This window comes from uncultured Thiodictyon sp. (assembly GCF_903828115.1).
Classification (GTDB): domain Bacteria; phylum Pseudomonadota; class Gammaproteobacteria; order Chromatiales; family Chromatiaceae; genus Thiodictyon.
This window is the reverse complement of the sequence record NZ_CAIKKU010000619.1, coordinates 1-2,137: the sequence shown is the minus strand read 5'-3', so window position 1 is coordinate 2,137 and position 2,137 is coordinate 1. Positions and strand designations below refer to the sequence as shown.

Here is a 2,137-nt window from a genome sequence, read left to right as displayed (position 1 = left end):
GTCGTTGTCGTAATCGAATCATCCGACCACGATTACGACAACGACAACGACGCCCGGTCCGTGAGACCGTCCGGTAGCTGTCGCTGTAGGGTAGGGCATCGCGTACCCGGCTCCGGCGGTCGTGGCAGCATGGCGGGTACGCGATGCGTACCCTATAACTGGTGACATTGCTAACCCTATTGTATTTCTTGGCGTCTTGGCGTCTTGGCGTGAGCAACTGCCGGAGTTAGGGTAATGGGTGATGCTGGGCATCGTGAGCGGCAGTCCGCCATCCCCGACCCGCTGGCGCCGGGGTCCGTCGCGCAGCGGCTCGGCACCCTGGGTCTGCCGGCCGCGATGCTCTCCTGGGCCTCGCTGCTGGCCTTGCTGAGCGTCCTGGCGGCGGTCCAGCACAGCGCCCAATTGCGTGCCGCTTACCGGTTTTTTCTGCCGCTGCCCTGGTTGGCCGCACTCGGTGCCGCGATACTCGCCGGGGCGGTCGTGGCCGTCGGCAGTCGGCGGCCGGGTCCGCTGTGGCCGCGTCTGTGGGCGCTCGGGCTCGCCTGTCTGGCGTCCGTCATCGCGCTCGCCGCCCTGGTGCGCCCCGCCTGGCTGCCGACCGCCCAGTTGCACGCGCTGATCACGGCCACCCTGGCCGGCGCCCTGGCACTGGCCCCGCGCCTGGCCCGCATCCATCCGGACAGCGATTGGACCCAGCGTGTCGCACCGGCAAGCCTCCTGCTCACCCTGGCCCTGATCCTGCCGCCGGCCCTGACCGGCGCCCCGGGGCCGGCCGCGGGGCCGGACCGCCAGGTCCGCCCGAACGGGACCGACGCACCGACCCTGGACGCCGCCATTGCCGCGCTCGATGACACCGAAGCGGCCGTGCGCGCCGCCACCGACTTCGACTGGTCGCGCTTCGACCTGCGGCTGCCCAAGGCCGAGGCCGTGATCGCCGGACTGCGTGCCCTGCCGCGGCACCCGCTGGTCTGGCCCGCCGGGGGCTGGGGCAAGGGCGCCGCGCCCGCTCGCGCGGACGCCTTCACCGCGGGGGCGCAGCGGCTCATGGACAGCGTCGCCCGGGGGCTCGATCCAGCGCGCGCGGGCGGCCTGCCGCGGCTGTCGTCCCTCGGCCTGGGCGCCCAAAATCCGGCCGAGGCTGGTCGCACCGTGGCCGACTATTTCGAGCAGCTCGGGCGCCTCTTTCAAGCGTTGGACCCGGCGCCTCTCGGTATCACCACGGGCCCCTTGCCGGACGCCTACGCGGCCGCCGCGGCCGACTTAAGCGCCTTCCTGCGGGTGATCGGCGACCGCTGGTCCGATGCCTGGTCGGTGACGATGATCGGGCCTCCGCCCGGCCCCGGGCTGACCGAAACCATTACGCCGCGCGCCCTCCTGGGCAAGACCCTGTTTACCGACCAGGGCACCGGCTACCGGGCCAACGAGGTCGCACGGCTCTGGGGCCTCGACCTCGCCGCCGCCCGGCGCCTGCAGCCGGGCGGACGCAACGACTGCGGCGGCCAGGCCTTCGAGCAACCGGGCCGGGAATACCGTATCGACTGCTTCGCCTACGCGCCCGTTTCCGGTAGCGGCCCCGACGCCAAGGGTCGCGGCGCCGCGGTGCTGGCCGAACTGCGGATCGTCTATTCGTCGCGCACCGGCACCCTGTCGGACCGCTCCCCGCCCGCCGAGATCTGGTATGCCTTCGTGGTCCCCACCGCGGCCTCCCCCGCCGAGCGCGACCGCTACCAGCGCACGACCCTGGACGCCCTGCGCGCGGCCCTCAAGGACGCGGGCCTGAGCGTCAGCGGCGCGGCCAGCGATCAGGGTTTCCGGATCAAGGGCAAGGGCCAGACCTGGAAGCTGACCGCGCCGCTCATCGACCACCACCTCGCCGACCGCGACTGGGTGGTGATGCGGGTGCTGGCGGACTGAGATGACCGACACTATTCAAGGCGGACTCGCCATGGACCCGACCGACGACGACGACGAGCCGGACGACTGGGGTGCGATCCGCACCGACCCCGCCGACCCGCGGTTCGAGCTCGGCGATCTGGTCGACGCGCCCGAGCACGAGTTCGCCGCGACCCCGCCGCCCGCGACCGCGGCACCGGCGCCGCCGCCCGCTCCGCTGCCCGCGCCCGTGCGCGCCCGCACC

At 72.8% G+C, this 2,137-nt stretch carries 2 protein-coding genes; both read left to right on the top strand.

Features of this window, described 5'->3' with window-relative positions; all coding sequences use genetic code 11:
* The first annotated feature begins 234 nt into the window (after positions 1 to 234).
* Entirely contained in the window at positions 235 to 1,914 is a 1,680-nt protein-coding gene (locus QZY48_RS23365; RefSeq protein ID WP_295435603.1) for a hypothetical protein, read from the top strand.
* Position 1,915: 1 nt separating this feature from the next.
* Positions 1,916 to 2,137, top strand: a 222-nt coding sequence (locus tag QZY48_RS23360; protein ID WP_295435602.1) for a hypothetical protein, incomplete at its 3' end; no start/stop codon positions are given.

Coding starts and splice junctions, on each gene's coding strand:
- QZY48_RS23365 (WP_295435603.1), top strand. CDS start 235: ATGGGTGATGCTGGGCATCGTGAGCGGCAGTCCGCCATCCCCGACCCG.